Annotated in this window: 26 protein-coding genes and 1 pseudogene; 18 read left to right on the top strand and 9 right to left on the bottom strand. The window is 71.8% G+C overall.

What is annotated here, in order from left to right:
* Positions 1-58: 58 nt before the first annotated feature.
* Positions 59-1,513, top strand: a complete 1,455-nt coding sequence (locus QF034_RS02715) for an aldehyde dehydrogenase family protein (RefSeq protein ID WP_307173361.1) — start codon at positions 59-61, stop codon at positions 1,511-1,513.
* Positions 1,514-1,537: 24 nt separating this feature from the next.
* Positions 1,538-2,644, top strand: a complete 1,107-nt coding sequence (locus QF034_RS02710) for an NAD(P)-dependent alcohol dehydrogenase (protein WP_307173360.1) — start codon at positions 1,538-1,540, stop codon at positions 2,642-2,644.
* A gap of 110 nt (positions 2,645-2,754) precedes the next feature.
* Here the strand turns inward: QF034_RS02710 and QF034_RS02705 are convergent, their stop codons facing one another.
* Positions 2,755-3,705, bottom strand: a complete 951-nt coding sequence (locus tag QF034_RS02705; RefSeq protein WP_307173359.1) for an NADP-dependent oxidoreductase — start codon at positions 3,703-3,705, stop codon at positions 2,755-2,757.
* A gap of 71 nt (positions 3,706-3,776) precedes the next feature.
* Here QF034_RS02705 and QF034_RS02700 point away from each other — a divergent pair, with 71 nt between their 5' ends.
* From QF034_RS02700 to QF034_RS02675, 6 genes are all read left to right on the top strand, one after another.
* Positions 3,777-4,721, top strand: coding sequence for a GlxA family transcriptional regulator (locus QF034_RS02700; RefSeq protein WP_307173358.1), 945 nt, complete (start codon positions 3,777-3,779; stop codon positions 4,719-4,721).
* A gap of 248 nt (positions 4,722-4,969) precedes the next feature.
* Positions 4,970-6,697 carry an ATP-binding protein gene (locus tag QF034_RS02695; RefSeq protein WP_307173357.1) on the top strand — a complete coding sequence of 576 codons (1,728 nt, stop codon included), beginning with the start codon at positions 4,970-4,972 and terminating at the stop codon, positions 6,695-6,697.
* Positions 6,698-6,702: 5 nt separating this feature from the next.
* Positions 6,703-7,113, top strand: a complete 411-nt coding sequence (locus tag QF034_RS02690) for a roadblock/LC7 domain-containing protein (RefSeq protein WP_307173356.1) — start codon at positions 6,703-6,705, stop codon at positions 7,111-7,113.
* Complete coding sequence (locus QF034_RS02685; protein ID WP_037668707.1) at positions 7,110-7,481, top strand: DUF742 domain-containing protein; 372 nt, start codon at positions 7,110-7,112, stop codon at positions 7,479-7,481. The genes QF034_RS02690 and QF034_RS02685 overlap by 4 nt, the downstream gene beginning before the upstream one ends.
* Positions 7,462-8,067 (top strand): GTP-binding protein, encoded by a 606-nt coding sequence (locus QF034_RS02680; protein ID WP_307173355.1) that lies wholly within the window; start codon positions 7,462-7,464, stop codon positions 8,065-8,067. Before QF034_RS02685 ends, QF034_RS02680 begins: the two co-directional genes overlap by 20 nt.
* On the top strand, positions 8,064-9,299 hold the full coding sequence (locus QF034_RS02675) for a cytochrome P450 (RefSeq protein ID WP_307173354.1): 1,236 nt from the start codon (positions 8,064-8,066) through the stop codon (positions 9,297-9,299). Before QF034_RS02680 ends, QF034_RS02675 begins: the two co-directional genes overlap by 4 nt.
* A 115-nt stretch (positions 9,300-9,414) precedes the next feature.
* On the opposite strand, the pseudogene QF034_RS02670 reads toward QF034_RS02675, so the two are convergent.
* Both QF034_RS02670 and QF034_RS02665 read right to left on the bottom strand, forming a co-directional pair.
* Positions 9,415-9,513 (bottom strand): annotated as a pseudogene (locus QF034_RS02670) (IS5/IS1182 family transposase); the annotation flags it as partial.
* A gap of 97 nt (positions 9,514-9,610) precedes the next feature.
* On the bottom strand, positions 9,611-11,224 hold the full coding sequence (locus tag QF034_RS02665; RefSeq protein ID WP_307179782.1) for a hypothetical protein: 1,614 nt from the start codon (positions 11,222-11,224) through the stop codon (positions 9,611-9,613).
* Positions 11,225-12,008: 784 nt separating this feature from the next.
* On the opposite strand from QF034_RS02665, the gene QF034_RS02660 reads away from it, so the two are divergent.
* Together QF034_RS02660 and QF034_RS02655 are read left to right on the top strand one after the other, a co-directional pair.
* The gene (locus QF034_RS02660; protein ID WP_307173353.1) at positions 12,009-12,473 is read left to right on the top strand and encodes a pyridoxamine 5'-phosphate oxidase family protein; all 465 of its coding nucleotides are present in this window, start codon (positions 12,009-12,011) and stop codon (positions 12,471-12,473) included.
* 79 nt (positions 12,474-12,552) lie between these two features.
* Positions 12,553-12,945, top strand: a complete 393-nt coding sequence (locus QF034_RS02655; RefSeq protein WP_086565168.1) for a VOC family protein — start codon at positions 12,553-12,555, stop codon at positions 12,943-12,945.
* An 86-nt stretch (positions 12,946-13,031) separates the two neighbouring features.
* Here QF034_RS02655 and QF034_RS02650 read toward each other — a convergent pair whose 3' ends face one another.
* Together QF034_RS02650 and QF034_RS02645 are read right to left on the bottom strand one after the other, a co-directional pair.
* Entirely contained in the window at positions 13,032-13,328 is a 297-nt protein-coding gene (locus tag QF034_RS02650) for a DUF4235 domain-containing protein (protein ID WP_086565167.1), read from the bottom strand.
* Positions 13,329-13,364: 36 nt separating this feature from the next.
* On the bottom strand, positions 13,365-14,390 hold the full coding sequence (locus QF034_RS02645; RefSeq protein ID WP_307173352.1) for a glutathione S-transferase family protein: 1,026 nt from the start codon (positions 14,388-14,390) through the stop codon (positions 13,365-13,367).
* A 160-nt stretch (positions 14,391-14,550) separates the two neighbouring features.
* On the opposite strand from QF034_RS02645, the gene QF034_RS02640 reads away from it, so the two are divergent.
* On the top strand, positions 14,551-15,471 hold the full coding sequence (locus QF034_RS02640; protein ID WP_370880761.1) for a cation diffusion facilitator family transporter: 921 nt from the start codon (positions 14,551-14,553) through the stop codon (positions 15,469-15,471).
* 616 nt (positions 15,472-16,087) lie between these two features.
* Here QF034_RS02640 and QF034_RS02635 read toward each other — a convergent pair.
* Complete coding sequence (locus QF034_RS02635) at positions 16,088-16,537, bottom strand: nitroreductase family deazaflavin-dependent oxidoreductase (protein WP_307173351.1); 450 nt, start codon at positions 16,535-16,537, stop codon at positions 16,088-16,090.
* Positions 16,538-16,625: 88 nt separating this feature from the next.
* The gene (locus QF034_RS02630; protein WP_307173350.1) at positions 16,626-17,258 is read right to left on the bottom strand and encodes a LysE family transporter; all 633 of its coding nucleotides are present in this window, start codon (positions 17,256-17,258) and stop codon (positions 16,626-16,628) included.
* A gap of 350 nt (positions 17,259-17,608) precedes the next feature.
* On the opposite strand from QF034_RS02630, the gene QF034_RS02625 reads away from it, so the two are divergent.
* The 5 genes from QF034_RS02625 (at position 17,609) to QF034_RS02605 (ending at position 21,086) form a co-directional block, all read left to right on the top strand.
* Positions 17,609-18,805 carry a cytochrome P450 gene (locus tag QF034_RS02625; RefSeq protein ID WP_307173349.1) on the top strand — a complete coding sequence of 399 codons (1,197 nt, stop codon included), beginning with the start codon at positions 17,609-17,611 and terminating at the stop codon, positions 18,803-18,805.
* A gap of 12 nt (positions 18,806-18,817) precedes the next feature.
* Positions 18,818-19,018 (top strand): ferredoxin, encoded by a 201-nt coding sequence (locus QF034_RS02620; protein ID WP_307173348.1) that lies wholly within the window; start codon positions 18,818-18,820, stop codon positions 19,016-19,018.
* An 8-nt stretch (positions 19,019-19,026) separates the two neighbouring features.
* A complete protein-coding gene (locus QF034_RS02615; protein WP_307173346.1) occupies positions 19,027-19,485 on the top strand; it encodes a nuclear transport factor 2 family protein in 459 nt (152 codons plus the stop codon).
* 28 nt (positions 19,486-19,513) lie between these two features.
* On the top strand, positions 19,514-20,050 hold the full coding sequence (locus QF034_RS02610) for a flavoprotein (protein WP_307173345.1): 537 nt from the start codon (positions 19,514-19,516) through the stop codon (positions 20,048-20,050).
* Positions 20,051-20,117: 67 nt separating this feature from the next.
* Positions 20,118-21,086, top strand: a complete 969-nt coding sequence (locus tag QF034_RS02605; protein WP_307173344.1) for an aldo/keto reductase — start codon at positions 20,118-20,120, stop codon at positions 21,084-21,086.
* A 32-nt stretch (positions 21,087-21,118) separates the two neighbouring features.
* Here QF034_RS02605 and QF034_RS02600 read toward each other — a convergent pair whose 3' ends face one another.
* A complete protein-coding gene (locus QF034_RS02600) occupies positions 21,119-21,958 on the bottom strand; it encodes a phytanoyl-CoA dioxygenase family protein (RefSeq protein ID WP_307173343.1) in 840 nt (279 codons plus the stop codon).
* A gap of 63 nt (positions 21,959-22,021) precedes the next feature.
* On the opposite strand from QF034_RS02600, the gene QF034_RS02595 reads away from it, so the two are divergent.
* Complete coding sequence (locus QF034_RS02595; RefSeq protein ID WP_307173342.1) at positions 22,022-22,987, top strand: helix-turn-helix domain-containing protein; 966 nt, start codon at positions 22,022-22,024, stop codon at positions 22,985-22,987.
* Positions 22,988-23,370: 383 nt separating this feature from the next.
* Complete coding sequence (locus tag QF034_RS02590) at positions 23,371-25,455, top strand: ricin-type beta-trefoil lectin domain protein (RefSeq protein WP_307173341.1); 2,085 nt, start codon at positions 23,371-23,373, stop codon at positions 25,453-25,455.
* 13 nt (positions 25,456-25,468) lie between these two features.
* On the opposite strand, the gene QF034_RS02585 is transcribed toward QF034_RS02590, so the two are convergent.
* A complete protein-coding gene (locus QF034_RS02585; RefSeq protein ID WP_370880760.1) occupies positions 25,469-26,695 on the bottom strand; it encodes an SLC13 family permease in 1,227 nt (408 codons plus the stop codon).
* Between the last annotated feature and the right edge of the window lie 59 nt (positions 26,696-26,754).

Here is a 26,754-nt window from a genome sequence, read left to right as displayed (position 1 = left end):
TGCGAACCAACAGGAATCCTGTTTGTTGAAATCTTGGCGACGACGCTGAGGAGCGGCGATGACCACCTTCGAGAGGGAACCCGGACAGCTGTTCATCGGGGGACAGTGGCGCGAGGCCGCCGACGGGGCGCGCACCGAGGTGGTCGACCCGTCCCGGGGCACGGTCGTCACCACCGTCGCGGAGGCGGGCCCGGCCGACGTCGACGCGGCCGTGCGGGCCGCCCGCGAGGCCTACGACGACGGCGCCTGGTCCGGCCTGAGCGGCCGCGAGCGGGGCCGGGTGCTGCACCGCGTCGCCCAGCTGATCCGAGAGAACGCCGACGAGATCGCCGCGCTGGAGAGCCTCGACGTCGGCAAGCCGATCACGCTGTGCGGCGCGGTCGACGTGACGAACGCGGCCAACGACTACGAATACTTCGCCAACCTCGCCCAGAGCCAGGACGGCGCCCTGCGCGACACCCCCATGAACGCCCTCGCCTACACCCGGCGCGAGCCGCTCGGCGTGGTCGCCGCGATCACCCCGTTCAACTTCCCGCTGATCCTCGCCGGCAGCAAGCTCGGCCCCGCGCTGGCGGCCGGCAACACGGTCGTCCACAAGCCGGCCGACGAGACCCCGCTGAGCGCCCTGTACATGGCCCGGCTGCTGACGGAGGCGGGGGTGCCCGACGGCGTGGTCAACGTCGTGACCGGCAGCGGACCGGTGGCCGGCGAGGCGCTGCTGCGCCACCGCGGTGTCGACAAGGTCGCCTTCACGGGCTCCACGGCGATCGGCCGGCACGTGGCGAGCGTCGCCGGCGAGGCCCTCAAGCCCGTCACCATGGAGCTCGGCGGGAACGCGGCCCACCTCGTCTTCGAGGACGCCGACCTGGAGAAGGCGGTGGGCGCGGTCATCAAGGGCTTCGTCTTCAACACCGGCCAGTTCTGCATGGGCGGCCCGCGCCTGCTGGTGGCCCGCTCGGTGTACCCGACGCTGCTCGGCATCCTCGCCGAGGCCGTACCCGGCGTACCGGTCGGCGACCCGCGCGACCCGGCCACCGTCATCGGCCCGATGGCGGCCGAGAAGCACCTGAAGAAGGTCGAGGAGTACGTCGCCCTGGCCCGCAAGGAGGGCGCCCGGATCGTCTGCGGCGGCGAGCGGCTCGACCTGGACGGCGGCTACTACTACAAGCCGACCGTCATAGCCGACCTGTCGAACGACTCCCGGGTGATCCAGGAGGAGATCTTCGGCCCGGTCCTCACCGTGCAGCCCTTCGACGACGAGGACGAGGCCGTGGCCCTCGCCAACTCCACCCCCTACGGTCTGGCCTCGGGCGTCCAGACCACCAACCTCGCCCGCGCGCACCGGGTCGCCGACCGGCTCCAGGCCGGCATCGTCTGGGTCAACGACTGGGCGATGCTCGACCCCGCGGTGCCCTTCGGCGGCGTGAAGGACTCCGGCTACGGCCGCGAGTACGGGCCCGAGGCCCTCGCCGGTTACACCAAGGTCAAGTCCGTCGTCGTCTCGCTCGACTGAGACAGTCGTCAAGGAGCTCTTGCGATGCCCACCACCACCCGTGCCGCGGTCGTCGAGTCCGGCGGCGCGCCCTTCACCCTCTCCGACGTCGTCCTCGACGAACCCGGCCCGCACGAGGCGCTGGTCCGCATGGTCGCCACCGGCCTGTGCCACACCGACCTCGGTGTGGCGAGCGGCGGACTTCCCTTCCCGCTGCCCGGGGTCCTCGGCCACGAGGGCGCGGGCGTCGTCGAGGCCGTCGGCTCCGCCGTCACCGGCGTCACACCCGGCGACCACGTCCTGCTCTCCTTCACCTCCTGCGGCGACTGCCGCAACTGCCGCGGCGGGCACCCCGCGTACTGCGCGACCTGGCTGCCGCTGAACCTGCTCGGCGGCGGCCGGGCCGACGGCACGAGCACCATCAGCCGCGGGGGTCAGGCCCTGGGCGGGCACTTCTTCGGCCAGTCCTCCTTCGCCGAGCGTGCCCTGGCCGACGAGCGCAGCCTCGTCAAGGTCGACCCGGACGTGCCGCTGGAGTCCATCGCCCCGCTGGGCTGCGGCGTACAGACCGGGGTCGGCGCCGTCTGGAACGTCCTGAAGCCGGACACGGGCAGCACGGTCGTCGTCCTGGGCGCCGGAGCGGTCGGTCTGTCGGCCGTGATGGCGGCGGCCCTCACCCCGGCCACGCGGATCGTCGCCGTCGACCGGGTCGCCGAACGCCTGTCCCTGGCGACGGAACTGGGCGCCACGCACACCGTCGACACGAGCGGGACGGACCTCGCCCCGGCCCTCGCCGAGATCACCGGCGGCCAGGGCGCGGACGGTGTCGTGGAGACCACGGGCAACGTCGGCGTCCTGCGCCAGGGCGTCGACGCGCTCGGCGCCCGCGGCACCCTGGTCGTGGTCGGCGCCCCGCCCTTCGGCACCGAGGTCGCCCTGGAGGTCAACGGGCTGCTCGGCGGCAAGCGGATCGTGGGCCTCACCCTCGGCGACAGCGAGACCCAGACCATGATCCCCGCGCTGGTCCGCCTGGTGAAGGACGGCCGGCTGCCGCTGCACCGCCTGATCGGCACGTATCCCTTCGGGGACATCGACCGGGCGGTCCAGGACATGAGGTCGGGCAAGACGATCAAGCCGGTTCTGATGTTCTGACGCGGCCGGCCGTCATGGCCGGTCCGCATGAGAGCTCGGGGGCGCGGTGGACCGGCGGGTGCGGCTTTGCCGTGGCTTGTCGCGCAGTTCCCCGCGCCCCTTTGGAGCGCTCAGTCGTTCACCAGGACCAGCTTCCCCGTCGTCCGGCCCGTGTCGCCCGAGGCGTGGGCCTGCGCGGCGGCGGCCAGCGGGAAGGTTCCGGCGATCGTGGCGCGCAGCCTGCCCGTCCCGGCGAGTTCCGCGATCGTCTCCATGCCGGCGCGGTCGGCGTCGACCAGCATCCGGACCGCGCGTACACCGAGCCGCTCGGCTTCCTCGTAGAAGTCGTCCGAACCACCCGGCAGGATCGACACCACGACGCCGCCCGGCCGGAGCACGCGCAGGGAGCGCAGGGCGTTGTCGCCGCCGATCGTGTCCAGGACGACGTCGACGTCCTTCACGGCCTCGGTGAAGTCCGTCTCCCGGTAGTCCACGGTCTCGTCCACGCCGATCTCCCGCAGGAACGCGTGCTTGCCCGCGCTCGCGGTGCCGATGACATAGGCGCCGCGCTCCTTGGCGATCTGCACCGCCACGTGCCCGACCCCGCCCGCCGCGGCGTGGATCAGCACCCGCTGCCCGGGCCGGAGGTCCGCGTGTTCGGTCAGCGCCTGCCAGGCGGTCAGCGAGACCAGCGGGAGCGCGCCCGCCTGGACGTGGTCGATCCCGGCCGGCTTGCGGGCCAGGGCCCGCACCGGAGCGACGACGTACTCGGCGTGCGAACCGTGCCCGTACGGATACGGCAGCATGCCGAAGACCTCGTCACCGGGCGCGAACGCCGCGACACCGATGCCGACGGCCTCCACCACCCCGGAGACGTCCCAGCCGAGGACGAAGGGCGGCTCGCCCAGGAAGCCGCCGGTGGCGCGGTGCTTCCAGTCGGTCGGGTTGACCCCGGCGGCCCGCACCCGGACCAGCACCTCGTTCGGCCGGGGCGCCGGGCGCTCGACTTCCACTTCCTTCAGGACCTCCGGACCGCCGAGGACGTCCTGGCTGATGGCTCGCATCGTGTTCTGTGTGCTCATGGTCATCCAGCGTGCCCGCCCGCGCCCGGCCCGCCAATGGCAGGATGGCCAACCTTCGATAGGATCGTGCCATGCGACGTGAGCGAGTGGTGGTCCTGGCCCTGGACGGCGTGTATCCGTTCGAACTGGGCATCCCCAGCCGGATCCTGGGCGCGGCCGACGACCGGTACGAGGTGCTGACCTGCTCGGTCGACGGCGGTCCGGTGCGTACGAACGCGGACTTCGGCGTCACCGTGGAGCACGGCCCCGAGGCCCTGGCCACGGCCGACACCGTGGTGATCGCGCCCGTCGCGCCCGCCCACCTGACCGACGAGGTGCCCGGTGACGTCCTGGACGCACTCGCGCTCATCCGGCCCGGGACGCGCATCGTCTCCATCTGCACCGGCGCCTTCGTCCTCGCCGCCGCCGGGCTCCTCGACGGGCGCAGGGCGACCACCCACTGGCAGGTCGCCGACCACTTCCGGCGCATGTTCCCGCACGTCGACCTCGACCCCGACGTGCTGTTCGTCGACGACCACCCGGTCCTCACCTCCGCCGGAGCCGCTTCCGGCGTGGACGTCTGTCTGCACCTGGTCCGCAAGGACCACGGCAGCCGCCTGGCCAACACCGTCGCCCGCCGCTGCGTGGTCCCGCCGTTCCGGGACGGCGGCCAGGCCCAGTACATCGAACAGCCCGTCCCCGAACAGGGCGCCGCGAGCACCGCGGCCACCCGCTCCTGGGCGCTGGAACGCCTCGGCGAACCGCTCACCCTGGCCGACCTCGCGGGCCATGCCCGGATGAGCCTGCGCACCTTCGCCCGCCGCTTCCACGACGAGGTGGGCCTCAGCCCCGGCCGCTGGCTGATCCAGCAGCGGGTGGCCCGGGCCCGGCATCTGCTGGAGACCAGCGACCTCACCGTCGACCAGATCGCCGGCCGGGTCGGCTTCGCGACCGGAGCCTCCCTGCGCCAGCACCTGAGCGCGGCCATCGGGGTGACCCCGCAGGCCTACCGCCGCACGTTCCAGACCGCCCGCTGACCGGGCCACGACCCGGCGTCCGCTCAACTGGACGGGCAGCAAAGCCATTTGTCGACCTGTTGCCTTCTGTCGGAGCGTGACGGAACCCTCACGTCCGGCGGGGGGTGAGGTTGATCCTCTCAGGCGTAAACCCGATAAGGTTCCCATCGACGCCGCGAGTTGGCGCGATCGCGTCCAGCCGACTCGCAGTGCGTACTCATGAGTGCGGTCCACCCCCCTGTTCGATCGTGTTGCTTCGAAGGATGCAGATGGAACTCGCCACTCCGCCACCGGCGGCGCGGGCCCCTGTCGCCTGGTACAGCTGGTGGTTGATGCCGCTGGGCTTGGGAGGCGGGGCGGTTGCCGCCACGTTCATGAGCTCGGAGCGACTAACCACGGCCGTCGCCGGTGTCGCGGCGACTGCGGCCAGCGCCGTGTGCGTACGTCTGCTGCTGCGCACTCGCGCTCAACTCCACCGCGCGGAGGGCTCCTTCCGCACCACGCAGGCCGAGCACAACCAGCAGTGGCAGCAGCATGTCGCGGGCCTGGAACGGAAGTTCTCAGCCGAGCGCGCCACCCTGGAGTCCCAGCTCACCGAGCAGAACGCCTCGTACGAGCGGCGCCTCGCCGAGCAGAGCGCCACCTACGAGTCGCAGCTCGCCGACCAGTCCCGGGCCTACGAGGAACGGCTGGCCGAGCAGGTCAGGTCCTACGAGACCCAGCTCGCCGACCAGGCCGAGGTCTGGCAGGAGCAGCTGTCCCACCAACTCGCCGCCGTCGCCCGGCTCGCCGACGAGCAACTGCCCGATTCGATGGCCAAGTTGCGCTCCGGTGAGGCCATCGACGACATCCTGCCCACCGTCAACCAGTGCGCCAAGGTCAGTTCCGACCTCCAGGCGGAACTGCGCAAGCTGCTGCGCACCGCCCTGATCGGCCTGGAGGCGGAGTTCGACCGCTCCACCACCGCCGAGCAGGCCGTGATCAGCATCGGCAACCGCATCCACGTGCTGACCAGCAAGCTCCGCGGCCGGCTGCACGAGATGCAGGGCGAGCACGGCAGGCTCCCGGCCGTCGCACGCGGTCTGATGGAGCTCGACCAGGAACTCGGCCCCGCCGACTCGCTCGCCGCGAGCATCGGTGTGCTCGGCGGCTCGGACCGTCCGGGACGCCAGTGGCAGGAACCGCAGCGGCTGCTGAGCGTGGTGCGCGGCGGCATCGGCCGGATCAAGGACTTCCACCGCGTCCAGGTGCGCCATCTGCCCGAACTCGGCGTCGACGGCGGCCTGGTGGACCACCTGACCCTGATCTTCGCCCACCTCCTGGACAACGCGGCCCGCTACTCGCCGCCCACCGAGCCGGTGCTCATCTCCGGCAAGGAGGTCCCCAACGGCGTCGGCATCGAGATCCAGGACTCCGGCAAGGGTCTGAGCGAGGAGAAGAAGCGCGAGGCCGAGCACGCCCTCGCGGGCACCGCGCCCGGCGCGGGCCTCGGCGGCATCACCGAGGACGCGAGCATCGGCCTGCGCGTCGTCGGCGCCCTCGCCCGCCGCTACGGCATCCGGGTCACCTTCGCGGACTCCCCGTGGCTCGGCACCTCCGTGGTGGTCGTGGTCCCGCACAAGTACTTCAGCCCGCTGCCCGCGGCCGCCACCACCCAGGCCGCGCCCACCCCGGAGGCGCGTACCACCGCGGCCGCCCCGGCCCGCGAGACGGTCACCGCACCGGCGGCGGCCGCGCAGCCGGACAGCGTGGAGACCACACCCGGCGGACTCCCGCGGCGTCGCAGCAAGCGGAACGAGACGGACGGGCCCAGGCAGGCCGAGCGGACCGACCGGAGCACGGCCGTCTCCGCCGTCCCGCCGGACGCCTCCTTCTCCGGTCTCGCGGCCTTCGCCACCGCCGGACGCAACGCCGCAGAGGCCTCCCAGGCGGCCGACGACCGCGAGACCCCCGCCGGACGCGAGTCCACCGAGCACCGCACCGAAAAGAGCGACTAGTCCTCATGACGCAGCAAGGAACAGATGTGAGCTGGGCGCTCCGCGATCTCGTCGAGAGCATCCAGGAGATCCATTTCGCCCTCGTGGCCTCCAGCGACGGCAAGGCCATCACCTCCTACGGCGCCGAAGACCCCGACGACGTCGACCGCTTCGCCGCCGTGGTGGCCGGCCTCCAGGCCCTGGCCCAGCCGGTCGCCGAGCAGTTCCCCAAGTACGCCGGGCAGTTGCGCCTCGCGATGATCGAGGTCGACGGCGGGCACCTCTTCGTCGTCCGCGCCGGTGTGGAGACGTACCTCGGTGTCCTCGCCAGGGAGGGTCTCGACCAGGGTCTGCTCGGGCACCAGATGAGGGACCTGGCCCGCAGGATGGGTGAGCTCCTCGGCACCACTCCGCGCCTGGAGGAGCACTCTGGATGAGTGCTCCCCGCAGGCCGTCGGACCCGTCCGGTCTCGAGCGCTACTACGTCCTCACGGGAGGGCGCAGCGGACCGGGCGGTTCGGCGTCGAGCCTCGACGTGGCGACTCTCGTCGTTTCCCGCGCCGCCCCATTACCGGGCATGCAGCACGAGCACGAAGAGATCCTCCGGCGCTGCCGCGATCCGCTGTCGGTCGCCGAACTCGGCGCCCACCTCGGGCTGCCCTTCAACATTCTCGCGGTGCTGCTGTCGGACCTGCTGGACGCAGGCCGGGTGGAAGCCCGTGATCCCATCCCGGCACACGACGCCGGCCGCGGGCCCGACCTCGCGCTCCTTGAGGAGGTACTCAGTGGACTTGAAAGGCTTTGACCAACCCGGAGGGCGGGCGGCCGGGGACACCCGCTCGGTGAAGGTGATGATCGCCGGCGGGTTCGGCACCGGGAAGACCACCATGGTCCGGTCGGTCAGCGACATCAAGCCGCTCACCACCGAGGAGACTCTCACCCAGGCCAGCGTCGATGTCGACCGTCTCATCGGCGTCGCCGACAAGACGCAGACCACCGTCAGCCTGGACTTCGGCAAGATCGGCATCAACGAGAGCCTGGTGCTGTACCTGTTCGGCACGCCGGGCCAGGAGCGGTTCTGGTTCCTGTGGAACGGGCTGTTCAAGGGGGCTCTCGGCGCGATCGTCCTGGTGGACACGCGCCGCCTGGAGTCCAGTTTCCGGGCGATCGAGGAGATGGAGCGGCAGGACGTCCCCTTCGTCGTCGCGCTGAACGTCTTCCCCGACTCGAAGAACTACCCGGTCGAGGAGATCAGGGACGCCCTGGACATCCCCGACCACACCCCGGTCCTGGCCTTCGACGCCCGCGACCGGGCCTCCAGCCGTGACGTCCTCGTCGCCCTCATCCACCACCTGAAGGAACGCTCGGCCGTGGCCTTGGAGCCCCGATGAACGATGAGACCGCCCTGCACGGTTGCCCCGTCGCCCACCACGCCGCCGAACTGACCCGGCTCTACGGCCCGGAGGCCGCGACCGACCCGGCGGGCATCTACGAGCGGCTGCGCAAGGAACACGGCCCGGTCGCCCCCGTCCTGCTCGAGGGCGACGTGCCCGCCTGGCTGGTCCTCGGCTACCGCGACAACCGGCGGGTGCTCGACAACCCCCGCCAGTTCAGCCGGGACGCGCGGATCTGGCGGGACTGGCGGGAGGGCCGGATCGAGGAGACCTCGCCGATCATGCCGATGGTCGGCTGGCGCCCCGACTGCGTGTCCCAGGACGGCGAACCGCACCGCAGGCTGCGCGGCGCCGTCACCGACGGGCTGCAGGCGGCGGCCGTCCGGGGCATCCGGCGGCACGTCACGCACTTCGCGAACAAGCAGATCGACGCGTTCGCCGACGCCGGGCGCGCCGACCTCGTGGCCGACTACGCCGAGCAACTGCCGATGCTCGTGCTCACCAGGATGCTGGGCCTTCCCGCGGCGGACGGGCTACGCCTGATCGAGTCGTGCGCCCAGGTCTTCAAGGGCGGTGAGGGCGCCCTCGAGCACAACGAACAGATCATGCAGATCCTCGCGGAACTCGCCGAGCGCAAGCGGGCCGAGCCAGGCTCCGACTTCGCCACGGCCCTGCTGGAGCACCCGGCCGGCCTCGACCACGACGAGGTCGTCAGCCATCTGCGCCTGGTGCTGATCGCCGCGCACACCACCACCAGCAACCTGCTGGCCCGGGTCCTGCAACGGGTCCTCACCGACGCCGCCCGGCTGTCCGGTCTGGTCAGCGGGGAGCTGAACATCTCCTCAGTGGTGGAAGAGGTCATGTGGGACACCCCGCCGCTGTCCGTGCTGCCGGGCCGGTTCGCGACCGCCGACCTGGAGCTCGGAGGCCATCACGTCCAGGAGGGAGAACTGCTCATCCTGGGCCTGGCCGCAGGCAACCTCGACCCGGAGGTACGGCCCGACGCGGCCGTCGCCGTGCAGGGCAACCAGTCGCACCTGGCGTTCAGCGCCGGACCGCACGAGTGCCCGGGGCAGAACATCGGTCAGTCCATCATCGAGATCGGCGTGGACGTCCTGCTGCACCGGCTGCCGGACCTGCGCCTGGCCGTACCACCGGAAGAACTCAGCTCGACCGCCTCCACGTGGGAGTCCCGGCTGGACAGCCTGCCGGTCGAGTTCGCCGTCTAGACCACGCCGGCAGACCGTTGCCCGGCCGGCTTCCGGCCGGGCAACGCCGTGCGTGGGTGCAGGCGGTGGCTCACACGCCCAGCAGGTCGTCAACCGAGCTGCGTCCGGGGAGTTATTCATCGCCCTTCAGCAGCGGCCGTTCGGGGCGTTTGCGGTGGGGGACGATCAGGCCGGTGCCGAGGTAGGCGCCGTCGCCGGGTACGGCCATGCCCTGGCGGTGCTTTCGCGTCCGCGGTGGGGCCGGGCACAGGCTGGCCCTTACCACCACCAGGCGGGTGCGAGCAGCGGCCCGAGCCTTCAGGATCGAGGCGTCAGCCGTCGAGCCAGTCGCCTGCGACGCCCGTGGGACGGTATCCCGTGGCGTTCCAGAGGAAATGCGGGTGGGCACAGCCGAACATGTAGGCGAGCAGTGCGGTGTCTTCCCTTCCGGTCTGAGGGTCGTGCAGGGTGTGGAACCTCTCGGATCCGACTACGCCGGCGTCTTGTTGGACATGACGGGCACGGTCCGGCGATGGTGCGGCGCTGGATGCCTCCACGGCGGCGATGTAGGTGCGGCGCAAGATCTCCCATGCGCTGTCCGTGTTGCCGTACCACGGGCCGTGCAGTGCTTCGAAGGCATGGAGCTCGGCGTCGAAGAGGGGCCACGTCCGGGGGTATTGGGCTCGACAGCGTGCGGACAGCTCGGCGGTCCGGGTGCTCAGGGCCGGTGCGGTGGGCCGCGGGGCGATGGTGAGGGTGGTGCCGTGGGTGAGGATTCCGGTGCATGGGTTGGGCTGCAGGTCGCACAGCGGGCACTCCTCGGCCGGGGGGAGGCCCTGGGTGATGCCGTCGAACCACAGGGCGTGGCGGCCCGTGAGCCCCATCCAGACGATGGTGGTGGTCATCAGCCAGGTGTTCCACATCGGGCTGTGGGCCTCGGGCATGCAGCCGTACTTGACGAGGGCTATCGCGCAGGCAGCGTAGAGCGCCTTGGTGTGGGTGGGCATTTCGGCGAGCCAGAAGTTGCTGATCTCGCCGGTGAGGGCGTCGGCTCGTACATCGGCCATGTCGTCGATGACGCGGCACAGCAGCAGGGAGGCGAGGTTTTCTTCCTGCCAGAGTTCGGTGTCGGGGGCGACGTGCCAGAACAGGCAGTCCAGCATCTGCAGGGCTGAGTAGGCGCTCTGGTTGAGCGGGTTGGTCTGAGGGAGCATGACGCTGCCCGCATCGTGCTGTTGGAGCCAGTACTCGTCGACGGATCGCTTGTGGGCTGCGAAGAGTCCGGAGACCAGGGCCCGTGCGCTGTTGGTGCTGAAATTCTCGGCCAGGCGGCCTTCGACGTGTCGGGTGAGGCGCGTTGTGTCGATGGTGTCGATCACGCGTTTGTATTCGTGGAAGACGAGGATGTCGTCCTCGAAGCGGTGGCGGTGGCCGAGGTCTCGTTCGAGGTCGTTCATCTGCCGGGTCCAGGACCATCCACCGGTCAGGACGCTGTCGAGTTCCCGGCGGTATGGCCAGTTCTTGACGGTGAGGGGACGACCGGCGCTCTGCCGCCAACGGTAGTCGTCCAGCGTGCGTGCGGGGGGCGTGGGCAGCCGACGGCACAGAGGGCAGGCGCAGACGGTTGTCTGCTCCTCCTCGCGCGGCGGGGTGAGTGCCCGGCTCCTCCAGGCCCCTTCCAGCATCGTGCAGGTCAGTCTGCAGACCTCAATGTCGGTGCTGACTTGGGGGAAGGCTGCTTCGATCATGCGCAGGCTGGTGTCGAGGTGCCTCAACCTGGCGTAGCCCTCCTCGTCGGGCGGGAGGAACGCGGGCCGCGCCAGGTGGAGGGCTCCCTCCACCTGCAGCGTGGTGCTGGAGTGAGGGGGGCCGAATGCGTTCAGCCGCTGCTGAGCGGCGTTCTGGGACCTTCGGTACTGCTCCGTGCTCCCATTGATGTGTTTCACCAAGAGGCGGGCCAGGGTGTTCCCCGCCTCCGTGGGCTGGAGCTGGGCGCTTGGCTGCGCCGGGAGCGAGCTGTCGGCGGACGCCTTCGGAACAGCACCTGCGACTCGAGATTTCACACCGGTCTCCTAATAAGCTGTGGTCCTGGCAACGGAATCGATCGACCGTGGTCGTTGACCGGACGTGTCTGGGAATCTTCTGTACTTTCCGCGACGGCCTCGCCGGACAGCCGGACTCACGCGACCGGCTTTGGCTCCTGCTGCGAACGAGCGCGAGGGGCACGACTGCTGCGTTGACGGCACTCCTGGTGCAACGCGAGCACCTGCATCGCCGCCTCAGCTGTGTTGATCAGGAAGCACTCGCGGCCCGTCAGGCGTAGCGCGACCACTGGGTCCGAGATGTGCTACTTCGCTCGGGGGGTGTGGGTGGCTGACAGGGGTGTCGAAGGGCAGGTCGAACCGGACGTCCTGAGGCATGCGCTTCCTTTCGGGATACGGACCGCAGAGTCCCCCCCACCCCTGCGAGCGGACGGTGCCGTGACCACCCGCACACTCGAACTGGGCTTCGCAGTCCGAAAGTTGAACCGAGAAGCGGTACGAGGCTGCCCACGACGTGAATAAGCCATTCCGTGACCCCGCCGTGATCTCCGTTACTGCCCGAAGCACATGAGCTGCGTATACTCCCTCATCCCTCACCCGGTACCGGCTTGTCCACCGGGCCTCCGGAGGCCCGGAACGCCACACTGGTCGGAGTCCGTTCGATGACTCTCCAGGAGGCGCACCGACGATGACGTCCGCACCCGCACGCAGCACTGAGCAGCGCACGAAGGACACCCTGCACCGTCTCGAACACGACGTGGACGCCTGGGTCGCCACGGCCGGCAGCACGTCGGGGACCCCGTATCTGGTCCCGCTGTCGTTTCTGTGGAACGGCTCGTATCTGCTGTTCGCCACACCCGCGTCGAGCCCCACCGGGCGGAATCTGGCCGCGACCGGCCGCGCCCGCGTCGGCATCGGGCCGACCCGTGACGTCGTCCTGGTCGACGGCACCGTCGAGACCGTCCAGCCCGGGGAGCTGACCGAGCAGGACGCCGAACTCTTCGCCGCCAAGACCGGGTTCGACCCCCGTCGGCTGGCCACCCCGTACCTCTACTTCCGCGTCGTGCCGCAGCGGGTGCAGGCCTGGCGGGAGGCCGACGAGCTGGACGGCCGCGAACTCATGCGCGACGGACGGTGGTTGACGGCCGACTGAATCGGCCCGACCGGGATAACCGCAAGGTACGAGGCCGCGGGGCACGACCGCCCCGCGTCCGGAATCCTGCGGAGGAGACATGGCACTGGTGAAAGCGGGTGTCCTGGTGCTCGACTGTGCCGAGCCCGAGAAGCTCGCCGTGTTCTACAAGGAGCTGCTGGAGGGGGAGGAGGCGGACGCGACCGCCAACCGGGTGGAGATCAAGGGCGCCGACGGTTTCCGCATCGCCCTGCGCCGGGACGTCAACGCCACCCCGCCCAGCTGGCCCCGCCCCGAGAACTCCCTCCAGGCGCACCTGGAGTTCGTGGTGGACGACCTCGACGCGGTGGAACGCCGGGTCATCTCCCTCGGCGGACGCCCCCTGGAGGCCAAGGAGCCCTCGGGCCCCCTGGAGGAGCGCGGCTACGCCGACCCGGCAGGCCACTCCTTCACCCTGCGCCGCACCCCACCGACCGCACCGAAGCAGGGCTGAACGGGGCGGCGGGGGAGTGCGCGTGACCCCTCGCGCAGGACGGGCCGGCCCCGCCCGCCGCACCGGCGGGCGGGGCCGTGCCGTTCTCAGTCGCGGCCGCCCTTCTCCCCGGCCGGCCAGGTGCCGGTGGAACGCTCGATGGCCTTGGCGCCCGCGCGGTCCACGGCGCTGCGCACCACGGCGAAGATGGCGCCCTGGACCGCGGCGGCCAGCAGGATCTCCCCCCAGCCGCGGTCCTTGTCCAGCGCGTCGGGCGCGTCCTCCTCGTTGCGGATCGCCATCCAGGTCTTGCGGAAGGCCAGCCCGGCCAGCCAGCCGCTCGACCAGCCCAGCACGAACCCGAGGGGCTGGTAGGCGAAGGGCAGCTTCTTCTTCTTGGCCACGTGAATCTCCTTGGTCGGTGAGGGGTGGGTGGGTGGTCAGGATGTGTGGGCGGCCGGGACCCGCTCCTCGGCGCGGACCGGCCCGGGCGGCGTACCGTCACCGAACGGCCGGCCGCCCAGCTCCTCGCGGTGGTGCGGGGTCAGCCAGCCGGACAGGTCCGGGCCCAGCGGCACGATGCGGGTCGGGTTGATGCCCGTGTGCACCTGGTAGTAGTGGCGCTTGATGTGGTCGAAGTCGACGGTGTCGCCGAAGCCGGGCGTCTGGTAGAGGTCACGGACGTACCCCCACAGCACCCGGTTCTCCGTCAGCTTCCAGCGGTTGCACTTGAAGTGGCCGTGGTAGACCGCGTCGAAGCGGACCAGCGTGGTGAACAGCCGGATGTCCGCCTCGGTGATGGTGTCGCCGACGAGGTACCGCTGCCGTTCCAGCCGGTCCGCGAGCAGCTCCAGCCGCCGGAACACGCCCGCGCAGGCGGTCTCGTACTCCTCCTGCCCGGTGGCGAAACCCGCCCGGTACACGCCGTTGTTGACGTCCTCGTAGACGTCCGCCATCACCTCGTCGATCTCGTCGCGCAGCTTGTCCGGGTACAGGTCGGGCGCGCCCTGCCGGTGCAGGGCCGTCCATTCGGTCGCGAGGTCGAGCGTCAGCTGCTGGTAGTCGTTGGTGACCAGCTTTCCGCTGGGCACGTCCACGATCGCCGGCACGCTGACACCGCCGGGGTAGTCCGTCTCCCGCCGGTCGTACGCCTCACTCAGATAGCGGATGCCGAGGACCGGGTCGAGGCCGTCCTCGTCCAGCGTGAAGCGCCAGCTGCGGTCGTCCTGGACCGGGTCGGCGACGGCCAGGGACAGCGCGTCCTCCAGGCCGAGCAGCCGCCGGGAGACCAGCGACCGGCTCGCCCACGGGCAGGCGCGGCTGACGACCAGACGGTAGCGGCCGGCCTCCACCGGCCAGCCGTCCCGGCCATCGGCGGTGATCCGGTCCGAGAAATGCGCCTTGGACCGCTTGAACCTGCTCCTTCCGTAGGCGCTGTTGCCGTCGTCGCCGTCGTCGCGGCTCATGGGGATGACCTCCTTCGGCGTACGTGTGGCCTGCTTGTCGTGCGTGTGCCCTGGTGAACGCGTTCCCCTTTTTCCGCCGACGGCACGGTGTGAGCACCGCCGACCGGGGCAATCGGCGTGGGTGAGTGCAGAAGGATCTGATCGGAGGACACGCGTCACCGTGCTGGTGGCGCTCGCTGCCAACCTGGTGATCGCGGCGGCCAAGGCGGTCGGCGGCCTGGCCGCGGGATCACCGGCACTGCTGTCGGAGGCGGCCCACTCGGTGGCCGACAGCCTGAACGAGGTGTTCTTACTGGCTGCGCTGCGCCGCAGCCGCCGCCCCGCCGACCGGCGTCACCCCTTCGGCTACGGCAAGGAGCGGTTCTTCTGGTCGCTCCTCGCGGCCGTCGGGATCTTCGTCATGGGCGGCTGCTTCTCCTTCTTCCAGGGCTTCGAGGCCCTGGCGAGCGGAGCGGAGGAGGAACTCGGCGGCTATGTGGCCGGCCTGATCGTGCTCGGAATCGCCCTCCTCGCGGAGGGCGCCTCGCTGCTGCGCGCGCTGTACCAGGTGCGCCGGCAGGGCGGCATGGGCGCCGGGCTGCGCGACCCCGCCCTGCGTACGGTCGTCGCCGAGGACGGCACGGCGGTGCTCGGCGTCACGCTGGCCATCATCGGCATGGCGCTGCACATGGTCACGGGCCAGGTGGTCTGGGAGGCGTCCGCGTCCCTGGCGATCGGCGCGCTGCTGGTCTACGTCGCCTACCGGCTGGGCCGGGACGCCCGCGACCAGCTGATCGGCGAGGCGGCCGACCGGGAGGCGAGCGGGAAGATCCGGGAGTTGCTGCGGGCACAGCCCGAGATCGACAGCGTGGAGGCGCTCTTCACCATGAAGACGGGCCTCGACTCGGCCCTCGTGGCCGCCCGCGTCGACCTCGTGCCCGGCCTGGACAGCGAGCGCGTCGAGGACGTCGCCGTCCGCATCAAGCGCTCCATCGCCCGGACGGTCCCCGAGGCCGACCAGATCTTCCTCGATGTCACCGACCATCGCGCGCAGGAGGCAGCGGAAAGCCCCGCCGCGACGGGGGAACGCGGCGGGGCCTGACCCACGCGTGCCCCGTCGCCGACGGTTCATGCACCTCCCCGGAGAAGTTTTTCGCCGACCATCCGGACGGGCGGTCGGCTTCTCCGGCCCGCTCCGCGTGGTCGTCGTTCCGGGCGGGTCGGGAGCGGACACCACGGAGGCGTGCCCGGCGTCCCCGGGGCCTCGCGGGAGGGGCGGCGTTCCGTGCTCAGGCGAACGGGCGGTGTTCTGGGCCTCGGCGGCGGGCGGTGTTTCGGGCCTCGCTCGGCCGGTGGTGTTGGGCGCCCTGGCGGCCGGGTGGTGTTTCGGGCCTCGGCGGGAGGGTGGTGTTCTGGGCCGCGCTGGGCGGGTGGTGTTGGGGGGCTCGGCTGGCGGGTGGCGTTGGGGGCCCTGGCGGGCGGGTGGCGTTCTGGGCCTCGCTGGGCGGGTGGTGTTGGGGGCCCCGGCGGACAGGCGGCGTTCCGGGCCCCGCCGGGCGCGCGGCAACCCGTGCCCGCCGGACGGGCGAGGGCCGCTTCGCCCCTCCCTTCGGCCGGAGAACGGGTGGCTGGGCGGCCGGCCGCTGCCGGACCGCCCGGACTGCGCGTCCTCACCCGGCCGGAATGTCCGCCGGGGGCGCGCCCGAAGGCCTCCCGTCTCACCCGCCGTCGGCCGGCTCCAGCACGAACACCGGGATCTCACGGTCCGTCTTCTTCTGGTAGTCGGCATAGGCCGGATACGCCGCGACGGCGCGGTCCCACCACTCGGCCTTCTCCTGGCCCGTGACCTCACGGGCGGTCATGTCCTGCTTCACCGGACCGTCCTGGAGCTCCACATGCGGATCGGCCTTGATGTTGAAGTACCAGACCGGGTGCTTGGGCGAGCCGCCGAGGGAGGCGACCGCGGCGTACCGTCCCTCGTGCTCCACCCGCATCACCGGTGTCTTACGCAGCTTGCCGCTCCTGGCCCCCCGTGAGGTCAGGACGACCACCGGCATCGTCGAGCCCTGGAGGGTCGTGCCCTGCGTTCCGCCGGAGCTCTCGTACAGTTCCACCTGCTTGCGTACCCACTGTGTCGGGCTGGGTTCGTACTCGCCTTGGAGGGGCATGGCATCCGTCCCTTCGTCGTCTCACCGGTTGACCGGCATCCGCCTTCAACATCGATACGCCCGCGAATCATCCGTAAACCCACCGCTCTTATCCCGGAGCCACTGCCATCCGCACGGCCAGGACCGTCATTACGCCGCTCGCCACCAGTGCCGTACCCAGCCGGCCCCGGTGACCGGTCAGCGCCCGCCCCAGCAGCGCTCCGCTCCCGGCGAGCAGCGCCTGCCAGCTCGCCGAGGCGGCGAAGGCGGCGAGCACGAAGACGCCCTGCTCCGGAGGTCCGGCCGGGCCCGCGGCCCGGGAGCCGAGCACGAGGGCCGCGAAGTAGATCACGGTCGTGGGGTTGAGGAGGGTGATGCCGAGCAGCCCCAAGTAGGCCCGGGCGGGACCCGGGGGAGCGGGGACCGCCCGTGTGGCGAGCCGGTGGCCGCGGTACTCGCGCACGGCCGTGACCGCGCCCCACGCCGCCAGTGCGAGCAGCACCAGGACACAGACCCACCGCAGCGGCCCGAGCACCGGCCGCAGCGCGCCCGCCAGGGCCGCGCCCCCGAGCGTGGCCGCGAGGGCGTACAGCCCGTCGGCGGTGGCGACGCCGAGCGCGGCGCAGACACCGGTGCGCAGGGACGTGCGGGCGGTGAGGGAGACGAGGTACGTCCCGACGGCGCCGACGGGGACGGCGATGCCGTACCCGGCGAGCAGCCCCGCGACGAGCGCGGCCGTCATGACCGCGGCGGCGTCGGCCCTCCGCGGCGGCCGGACCGCTGCTGTCGGCGCGCGGCAGGAACGGCGGCGGACAGCGGCAGCAGGACGGTGACGACAGACATGGCTGGATCCTGGGCCCTGCCCCGCCCCACCGACAACCGGTTTTCCCACCGGCACCGGCACGCTGCCGCTTCCGGCAAGGGGCCGGCTCTCACCACCCGCCCCCCGAAGCCCGGCGTTCGAACGGCAAGACGGCGTTCCTCGGCCATGTTGCCGCCGCCGCCGATCTGGCCGAACTTCGCGTCGCTCCATAGGTGCCTGGGGCATCTAATGAAGATCGGCACGACGCACACTTCGTCTGCGAGGTCTTCATGACGGAAACGACCGCACCCGTCGCCTTCCCCCAGAGCCGGACCTGCCCCTACCAGCCGCCCGCCGCGTACGACTCGTTGCGCAGCGAGCGCCCCCTGACCCGTATCACCCTCTTCGACGGCCGTGAGGCGTGGCTGGTCAGCGGGCACGCGACCGCCCGCGCGCTGCTGGCCGACCCGCGTCTGTCCTCCGACCGCAGCCGTCCCGGCTTCCCCGCCCCGACCCGGCGATTCGCCGGGATCAAGAACCGCAGAACGGCCCTCCTCGGCGTCGACGACCCCGAGCACCGCGCCCAGCGGCGGATGGTCGTCGGCGACTTCACCCTCAAGCGGGCCGTCGAACTCCGGCCACGGATCCAGCAGATCGTGGACGAACGGCTCGACGCGATGATCGCCCAGGGGCCGCCCGCGGACCTGGTGAGCGCCTTCGCGCTGCCCGTGCCGTCCATGGTGATCTGCGCCCTGCTCGGCGTCCCGTACGCCGACCACGACTTCTTCGAGACCCAGTCACGACGGCTGCTGCGCGGCCCGGAGACCGCCGACGTGGAGGACGCCCGCGACCGGCTGGAGGCGTACTTCGGCGAGCTGATCGACCGCAAGCAGCGGGACCCCGGCACCGGCCTGCTCGACGACCTCGTCCACCGGCAGCTGCGCGAGGGCGCGCTCGACCGCGAGGGCCTGACCGCCCTGGCGCTCATCCTGCTGGTCGCGGGCCACGAGACGACCGCCAACATGATCTCGCTCGGCACCTTCACCCTGCTCCAGCACCCCGAACGGCTGGCCGAGCTGCGCGCCGACCCGCGGCTGCTGTCGGCGGCGGTCGAGGAGCTGATGCGGATGCTGTCGATCGCCGACGGCCTGCTGCGCCTGGCCGTCGAGGACATCGAGGTGGCCGGAACGACGATCCGCAAGGGTGACGGCGTGGTCTTCGCGACCTCCGTCATCAACCGCGACGAGACGGTCTACCCCGAGCCGGACAAGCTCGACTGGAGCCGCTCGGCCCGCCACCACGTCGCCTTCGGCTTCGGCATCCACCAGTGCCTCGGCCAGAACCTCGCCCGCGCCGAACTCGAGATCGCCCTGCACACCCTCTTCGACCGGCTGCCCACGCTGCGGCTGGCCGCCCCGGCCGAGGAGATCCCCTTCAAACCGGGCGACACGATCCAGGGGATGCTGGAACTCCCCGTGACTTGGTAAGAGGCTTCCGACATGCACATCGACATCGACAAGGACGTCTGCATCGGCGCGGGCCAGTGCGCCCTGACCGCCCCGGACGTGTTCACCCAGGACGACGACGGCTACAGCGCCCTGCTGCCCGGCCAGGAGGACGGCGGCGGGAACCCCCTGGTGCGGGAGGCGGCCCGGGCGTGCCCGGTGAGCGCCATCACCGTGTCGGAGACGGTGAGCTGAGGGGATCCGTGACCGACCGCCCGCCGCTGCCGCCCTTCACCCGGGACACCGCCGCGCAGAAGGTCCAGGCCGCCGAGGACGCCTGGAACACCCGCGACCCGCACAAGGTCGCCCTCGCCTACTCGGAGGACTCCGTCTGGCGCAACCGCGACACCTTCCTCACCGGGCGCGCCGAGATCGTCGAGTTCCTGACCGGGAAGTGGGAGCGCGAGCGGGAGTACGCGCTGCGCAAGGACCTGTGGGCCTTCGACGGCAACCGCATCGCGGTCCGCTTCCAGTACGAGTGCCGGGACGCGGAAGGCCGGTGGTGGCGCTCCTACGGCAACGAACTGTGGGAGTTCGACGAGCACGGCCTGATGACCCGCCGCGAGGCGAGCATCAACGACGTGCCGATCGAGGAGCGGGACCGCCGTATCTTCGGCCCGCGGCCGGAACGGGAGCGCGGAGCCACGTTCCCCGTCCGGTGAGCCCGATGGAGTGACTAGGGTTTCCGGGATGACGGAACAGGCCGCCCGGAAGCCCTTCCTCTACGTCGTCGTCTGCGCCGCCGGTATCGCCGCCGACGTCAGCAAACTGATCACCGCCGCCGAGGAGCGCGACTGGGAGGTCGGTGTCATCGCGACGCCCGTCGCCATGAACGGCTTCTTCGACACCGCGGCCGTCGAGGCCCAGACGGGCCGCCCGATCCGGTCCGCCTGGCGCACCCCGGGCGAGCCGCGCCCGTTCCCGGCGCCCGACGCCGTGGTCGTCGCACCCGCCACCTTCAACACCGTCAACAAGTGGGCGGCCGGCATCGCCGACACCCTCGCCCTGGGCACCCTGTGCGAGGTCGCGGGGCTGGGCGTGCCGGTCGCCGTCCTGCCGTGCGTGGCCGACGCGCTGGCCTCCCACCCCGCCTACCGGGACAGTCTCGAACGGCTGCGGGGCATGGGCGTACGGTTCGGGCAGCCGTACACCGGAGAGCCCGACGAGGACGGCGGCCGGCCGGAGTTCGGCTGGGAACGGGCGCTGGACCTGGTCGAACCCGGCTGACGCCTTCGAGTGCACACGAGCACGTACGCTCCCCCTGGAACACCTCCCGAAGGCAGGAGCAGCAACGATGCAGTACGTGAAGCTCGGTTCGACGGGCCTGGACGTCTCGCGGATCTGTCTGGGGTGCATGACCTACGGCTTGCCGGACCGGGGCCGGCACGAGTGGACCCTCGACGAAGAGGCCTCACGCCCGTTGATCCGGCAGGCGGTCGAGGCGGGGATCAACTTCTTCGACACGGCCAACGTCTACTCCGACGGCACCAGCGAGGAGATCGTCGGCCGGGCTCTGCGCGACTTCGCCCGCCGCGACGAGATCGTGCTCGCCACGAAGGTGCACGGCCGGATGCGGCCGGGGCCCAACGGCGGCGGACTGTCCCGCAAGGCGATCATCAGCGAGCTCGACCAGAGCCTCACCCGCCTCGGCACCGACTACGTCGACCTCTACCAGATCCACCGCTTCGACCCGCACACCCCCGTCGAGGAGACGATGGAGGCCCTGCACGACGTCGTCAAGGCCGGCAAGGTCCGCTACATCGGGGCGAGTTCGATGTACGCCTGGCAGTTCTCCAAGGCCCAGTACACCGCCCGGCTGAACGGCTGGACCCGCTTCGTCTCCATGCAGAACCACTACAACCTCCTCTACCGCGAGGAGGAGCGAGAGATGCTGCCCCTGTGCGCGGACCAGGGCGTCGGCGTGCTGCCCTGGAGCCCGCTCGCCCGCGGCCGTCTCACCCGCGACTGGGACACCACGACCGAGCGCAGCGCCACCGACACCTTCGGCAGCAACCTGTACCAGGAGGGCGACCGCACCATCGTCGAGGCGGTCACCCGCATCGCCGGGGAGCGGGACGTCCCCCGGGCCCAGGTCGCCCTCGCCTGGTTGCTTCACCAGGACACGGTGACGGCCCCGATCGTGGGAGCGTCGAAGCCGCAGCACCTGCAGGACGCGGTGGCAGCGGTGGAGCTGGAGCTCAGCGACAAGGAACTCGAGGAACTGGAGCGGCCCTACACACCGCATCCGATCGCCGGTCACTGAAACCGGCCCACGGGGAACCGGCGGACGACAGATCAGTGGGGCCCCCGCGGCGCGAACTCCGTCCCGCAGGGCCCCGCCCCCTCGCTCTCCGGGAGCACCACCCGCGCCCCGCTCATCGTCAACGTCCGGTAGAACCCCCCGATCCGCTCCGCAGACCGCCCCACGTAATGCCCGATGAACGACCGCCGGAACCGGTCCGCCGTGCCGTTCGGCTGCGACCCGTGCACCAGACTGCCGTTGAAGAACAGAACGTCCCCCGGCTCCATGTCCACCGGGACGGCGGCCAGACCGGGCGGCGGCGGAACGTACTCCCGCGCGAAGGACACCCCCGGGTCCGCCTCGTCCGGGCAGAACAGGTCCATCCGGTGCGTGCCCGGCACGACCTCCAGCCCGCCGTTCTCCCGGTCGATCACCTCGCAGGCCAGCCACGCCGCCACGCATGTGCCCGGCTCCACCCGCAGATAGAAGTTGTCCTGGTGCAGCGCCTGCCCCCGGGCACCCGGCGGCTTGAAGTAGAACATGCTCTGCGCGGCCAGGACCTCCTCCCCGAGGAGCACCTCCAGCACCGTCCGCAGCCGGGCGTCCAGCAGGACGTCGCGAGCGACGTCGTTGATCTCGTGCGGGTGTATCACCCGCGGCCAGACGTGCAGCGGATCGGCGCCCGGCCCCGACGCGCGCGGCTCGAAGTGCCCGGGAACCGGACCGGCCGCACGCAGCGCCGCGAACTCGTCGCACAGCCGCTCGGTCTCGTCGGCTCCGAAGAGCCCGCGCACGACCGTGAAACCGTCCTCCTCGAAATCCTCCCGGTACCGCCGGAGCGCGGCAGGGTCCAGAATGGGAGCGCCGGCGGCGCCGTTGCCTGTGACTGTCATGAACGCACTCCTCGGTCAGTGGTCCCCGGCACGACACGCTAGGCCACCGAGCCGTCGAGAGGGATGCCCGTGCGTGCTGACGGATTGCCCGGTACTGCTGAGCACGGGCACGACGGGGACCCCGCACCGCCCCCCGGCCTGGTCGTGCTCGGCCACTTCGACCAGCCGTCCGGCTACGTCGTCAACCGGCCGAGGGGGTCCGCGAGTTGGCTCTTCACCTGGACCACGGGAGGCCGTGGGCGGCTCTGGCAGGGCGGAGCGGATACCTCGGCCGGCCCGGGCCGCCTGGTGGTGCTCGCCCCGGGGGCCCCGCACCGTTACGCGGTCGAGCCCGGCGCCCGGCGCTGGCGGTTCTGGTGGGCGCACTGCCGGGCCCGCCCGTCGTGGGCCGCGTGGCTGCGGCCGTACGAGGCCGGTGACGGGATGTTCGTGGTCGCGTCCACCCCGGCCGGGGTGCACGGCCGTGTCGAGGCGGCGTTCCGGCGGATGCACGCCGACGCCCGCCGTCCCGGGGCCGGGCCACCACCGCCCGAGACGGTGGCCTCGGGGGATGCCGCAGACGACACTGCGGACCCGGACGGGCAGATCGCCGTCGCGCACGGCGGCGTCGCCCGCGAACTGGCCCTGTGCGCACTGGAGGAGATCGTCCTCCTCACCACCGCCGGTGCCCGGCCGGCGGCACCCCGTCCCGGACTCGACGCACGGATCCAACGGGCCCAGGAGCTGATCGACGCCGACCCGGGCGCCCCGCACACCGTCCGCTCACTGGCCGAACAGGTCTCCCTGTCGCCGTCCCGCTTCGCCCATCTGTTCAGCCGTCAGCTCGGCCGGTCGCCCATGCGCGCCCTGCGCGAGGCGCGGCTGCGTCACGCCGCCCGCCTGCTGGAAGGCACCGACCTGCCCGTGGAACGGGTCGCCGCGGCCTCGGGTTTCGCCAGCCCGTTCCACTTCAACCGCGTCTTCCGCGAGCGCTACGGGACACCTCCGGGGGCCTACCGGAACGCCGCTCACGGCGGCCGGTGGGGCTGAGCGGCGGTGTGGTCATTGGTTCCGGGACGAGCCCTCGAAAGGGCCGTGCCGGGAAGGTCCGCGGGTGTGAGCTGCTGTGCAGGCGGCAGTTCAATGGTTTTGGGGCGACGCTTCGGAGCCCCGGGCGAAAACGCGTCGGAAAAAACAGAACGGACAGTGCGGAAATCCCTTTCGCACCGCACATTGACGTTTTGTCAAAAGGCCCTGCCCGCCTACGCAATGCACGAAACCGTGAGATCACTTGTTCCCTGTCGCTGACCTGTGCAAAGGTGTGCCCTGTCGGCGTCCGGACAACACGCCTTTCTTCGCATGCGCGAGGCCACCGGGCCGACATACCCCTTGGTATGGACTTTCTTCCGCATGTCCTTGAGAGGAATGCAGCCGTGAACGACGCAGGCCCGTCGAATTCTCCGGGTCCGGCCCGCAGGATCGGCGCGACGGACGAGCAACTGAGCGCCGAGCTCAGGAAGTGGACGGGGGCGACCCCCGCGCTTCACCCCGTCGGCGAGCTGCTGGACCGGCACTGGGAGGCGGCCTCCGCCTACGCCCGGCTGTGCACCGACGGGCCGCGTTCCGCCGGAATACTCACCACCGCCGCATTCACCCGGATCTTCGGCGAAACCCTGCGCCAGACCGGCCCCACCTCCGCGTGGCGGCCCCATCTGCTCGTCACCGTGCGGCGTATCGCCGCCGAGTGGGCCACCGACCACAGACGCGACATGCTCCACCCGGAACTGCTGTCCGGGGCCGGCGAGGGGGAGCGGGTGAGTGCCCGGCTGCTGCCGCAGCAGCACCGGCGCCTGCTGTCCGGTGCCTTCCAGCGGCTGCCCCAGTCGGCGCGCTGTCTGCTGTGGCACGTCGAGGTCGAGGCCGAACCGCTCGCCGCCCCCGCCGGACTGCTCGGGCTGGACGAGGAGGGTGCCCGCGTCGAGCTGGACCGAGCCCGGGACCGGCTGCGCGAGGAGAGCCTCCAACTGCACCGCGAACTCGCGCCGGACGAGGAGTGCCGGCGCTATCTCCGCCTGCTCGACGTGACGTACCGGCGTGGCGGCCTCGGCATCGACCCGGATCTACGCGCGCATATCCAGGGCTGCGGGCACTGCGCCGCTGCCGCGGACCAGCTCGGCCGGTTCAACCACGGGCTCGGTCTCGCCCTGGCGGAGGCGGTGCTCGGCTGGGGCGGGCTGGAGTACGCGGAGAGCAGATCGAGCGGCGTCGCGGACAACGGCGTGACGGACGTGCCGCGGCCCGGCACGGAAACGGCCGCAACGGGGCCCGGCGCGGAGACGGCCGCCGCGGGGGCCGGACTCACCGCGGGTGTGGCCGGCGGGGAGGCCTTCCCCGACCCCGTAGTCCTCGCGGGCATGGCCGGGGAGTCGTTCACCGACCCGGTCGGCCCGCCGGCCGCCCCCGCGAGAGAGAAAACAGCGCACGCCCACGACGGCTTCCCCGCCCCGCCCGACGCCCCGCCGGCCGGTGGAACCACTCCCGGCCGGCGTGTCGCGGGCTCCCGCACCGCGGCCCGCAGATCCGCCCACAAGGCGGCCCGCCGTACGGCCCGCCGCCGCAACCTCACCGTGAGCATCCTGACCGTCAGCGGCCTGGTCGTCATCCCGCTGGTCCTGTGGTCCCTGGGCAACTCCGGCGAGGGCCCCCAGCAGGCCGGTGCGGGACGGCCGTCCGAGACGCCCGGCTCCGGTGCGGGAGAGCCGACGGGCGACCCGTCCTGGGTCGGGTCGGGCGATGCCGAGAAGGGTGCCCTGCGCGGCCGGCTGCACAACGTGGACTCGGGACTGTGCGTCGGCGTCGAGGGCGCGAAGGCCGTCGAGGACGCGGAGGCCGAGCTCACCCCCTGCTCCTCGGCCGCCGCCCAGCAGTGGACGTACGAGACCGACGGCCTGCTGCGCAACGGCGCCGCTCCCGGCCTGTGCCTGGACTCGCACCTCGGCTACTCGGTGCGGCTGGCCCCCTGCACGGGCGCGTCCCAGCCGGACTCCAGGAACATCCGCTACGACTTCACCCTCCAGGGCGCCCTGGTGCCCCGCTGGAACCAGGACCTCGCCCTGGCTCCGGCCGCGACCGACGGCTCGGGAGCCCTGGTCCTCAAGACCCGGGCGGACGACGAGGACCAGCGGTGGGCGATCGACACCTCCAAGGCGGACCTCCAGATGGAGGCCGTCAACTGGCACGCCGCCGCCCCGGCGCCGCGCCCCACCCCGACACCCACGCCCACGCCCTCGAAGACACCCACGGCGACACCGACCCCGTCCGCCACCCCGTCGGCAGCGCGCCCGACCCCGACCGGCGCGGCCCCCACCGACTCGGCCTGCGACCGCTACGGCTACCCCTGCGACGGGGACGGCCAGTACGGCTATCCGGGCTACGGCTATCCGGGCTACGGCTATCCGGGCTACGGCTACCCGGGTTACGGCTATGGGTACGGCGGCTACGGGGGCGGCCGCCGCTGACCGGACGCGCGGCTCAGCCCCCGACGACGCGCAGCGACAGCCACAGCGCCGCCACGGCCGGCACCAGCGCGGCCGGAACCGCGAGCAGCCCGAGCCGGGTGAACTCCCCGACTTCGACCCGGTGTCCGTGCTGCTGCACGATCCGCCGCCACAGCAGGGTCGCCAGCGATCCGGCGTAGGTCAGGTTGGGGCCGATGTTCACGCCGAGCAGCACCGCCAGTACGGCACCGGGGCCGGCTCCCGCGGTCAGCGGCAGGAGCACCAGGACCGCGGGCAGGTTGTTGATGAGGTTCGCCAGGACGGCGGCCAGCGCGGCCACGCCCAGCAGTGTGAGCAGGCCCGAGCCATCGGGCAGCGCTCGTTGGAGCGCGTCGGCGAGCCCGTGGTCGACGACCGCCCGCACGACGACGCCGAGGGCGAGCACGAACGCCAGGAACGCCGGGGCCGCGGACCGCACCACGGTCAGCGGGGTGGCCCGTCGCCGCAGCAGCGCCCGTCCGGCCAGCACGAGCGCACCGGCCAGGGCCGCCCAGGCCGGTGCGATCCCGAGGGCGGAGGCCACGACGAACCCGGCCAGCGTGCAGCCCACGGTGACCAGGGCGAACAGGGGCAGCTCTGGGGGCCGCGCGGGGTCGGGCGAGGGGAGCGGGGCGGTCAGCTCCTCGTCGAAGAAGCGCCGGAACACCAGGTACTCCGCGCCGATCGCCACCAGCCAGGGCAGCGCCATCAGCACAGCGAACCGGGTGAAGCTCAGCCCGCTCGCCGTGAAGGCCAGCAGGTTGGTCAGGTTGGAGACCGGCAGCAGCAGCGAGGCGGTGTTCGACAGATGGGCGCACGCATAGAGGTGCGGCCGGGCGTGGACGCCCATGCGGGTGGCGGTGGCGAGCACCACCGGTGTCAGCAGGACGACGGTGGCGTCCAGACTGAGCACGGCCGTGATGACGGAGGCCAGCGCGAACACCGCGGTCAGCAGCCGCGCGGGACGCCCAGCCGCCCAGCGGGCCATCCACGCCCCGCACGCCGTGAACAGCCCCTCGACGTCACAGAAGTGCGCGAGCACCAGCACGGCCGCGAGGAAGCCGACCACGGGCCCCAGCCGCTGAACCTCCTCCCACGCGTGGTCGGGAGAGATAGCTCCGACGGCGACCGCGAGCCCGGCGGCCGGCACCGCCAGCACGGCCTCGGGCAGCCCTCGCGGACGGAGTACGGCCCACACGAGCACGGCGGCCAGCAACGCCACGGACAGGACTTCGGCGAGCGGGGGGTTCAGGGCGGAGTCCTCCGGGGCGTGATCACAGC

It is taken from the genome of Streptomyces africanus, from assembly GCF_030816955.1.
GTDB lineage: Bacteria > Actinomycetota > Actinomycetes > Streptomycetales > Streptomycetaceae > Streptomyces > Streptomyces africanus.
This window is presented reverse-complemented; position numbering and strand designations above follow the sequence as displayed.

Bases quoted from the DNA above. Each gene is read 5' to 3' on its own strand.
- QF034_RS02715 (WP_307173361.1), top strand. From the start codon at position 59: ATGACCACCTTCGAGAGGGAACCCGGACAGCTGTTCATCGGGGGACAG.
- QF034_RS02710 (WP_307173360.1), top strand. From the start codon at position 1,538: ATGCCCACCACCACCCGTGCCGCGGTCGTCGAGTCCGGCGGCGCGCCC.
- QF034_RS02705 (WP_307173359.1), bottom strand. From the start codon at position 3,705: ATGAGCACACAGAACACGATGCGAGCCATCAGCCAGGACGTCCTCGGC.
- QF034_RS02700 (WP_307173358.1), top strand. From the start codon at position 3,777: ATGCGACGTGAGCGAGTGGTGGTCCTGGCCCTGGACGGCGTGTATCCG.
- QF034_RS02695 (WP_307173357.1), top strand. From the start codon at position 4,970: ATGGAACTCGCCACTCCGCCACCGGCGGCGCGGGCCCCTGTCGCCTGG.
- QF034_RS02690 (WP_307173356.1), top strand. From the start codon at position 6,703: ATGACGCAGCAAGGAACAGATGTGAGCTGGGCGCTCCGCGATCTCGTC.
- QF034_RS02685 (WP_037668707.1), top strand. From the start codon at position 7,110: ATGAGTGCTCCCCGCAGGCCGTCGGACCCGTCCGGTCTCGAGCGCTAC.
- QF034_RS02675 (WP_307173354.1), top strand. From the start codon at position 8,064: ATGAACGATGAGACCGCCCTGCACGGTTGCCCCGTCGCCCACCACGCC.
- QF034_RS02660 (WP_307173353.1), top strand. From the start codon at position 12,009: ATGACGTCCGCACCCGCACGCAGCACTGAGCAGCGCACGAAGGACACC.
- QF034_RS02655 (WP_086565168.1), top strand. From the start codon at position 12,553: ATGGCACTGGTGAAAGCGGGTGTCCTGGTGCTCGACTGTGCCGAGCCC.
- QF034_RS02645 (WP_307173352.1), bottom strand. From the start codon at position 14,390: ATGAGCCGCGACGACGGCGACGACGGCAACAGCGCCTACGGAAGGAGC.
- QF034_RS02635 (WP_307173351.1), bottom strand. From the start codon at position 16,537: ATGCCCCTCCAAGGCGAGTACGAACCCAGCCCGACACAGTGGGTACGC.
- QF034_RS02630 (WP_307173350.1), bottom strand. From the start codon at position 17,258: ATGACGGCCGCGCTCGTCGCGGGGCTGCTCGCCGGGTACGGCATCGCC.
- QF034_RS02625 (WP_307173349.1), top strand. From the start codon at position 17,609: ATGACGGAAACGACCGCACCCGTCGCCTTCCCCCAGAGCCGGACCTGC.
- QF034_RS02620 (WP_307173348.1), top strand. From the start codon at position 18,818: ATGCACATCGACATCGACAAGGACGTCTGCATCGGCGCGGGCCAGTGC.
- QF034_RS02610 (WP_307173345.1), top strand. From the start codon at position 19,514: ATGACGGAACAGGCCGCCCGGAAGCCCTTCCTCTACGTCGTCGTCTGC.
- QF034_RS02605 (WP_307173344.1), top strand. From the start codon at position 20,118: ATGCAGTACGTGAAGCTCGGTTCGACGGGCCTGGACGTCTCGCGGATC.
- QF034_RS02600 (WP_307173343.1), bottom strand. From the start codon at position 21,958: ATGACAGTCACAGGCAACGGCGCCGCCGGCGCTCCCATTCTGGACCCT.
- QF034_RS02595 (WP_307173342.1), top strand. From the start codon at position 22,022: ATGCCCGTGCGTGCTGACGGATTGCCCGGTACTGCTGAGCACGGGCAC.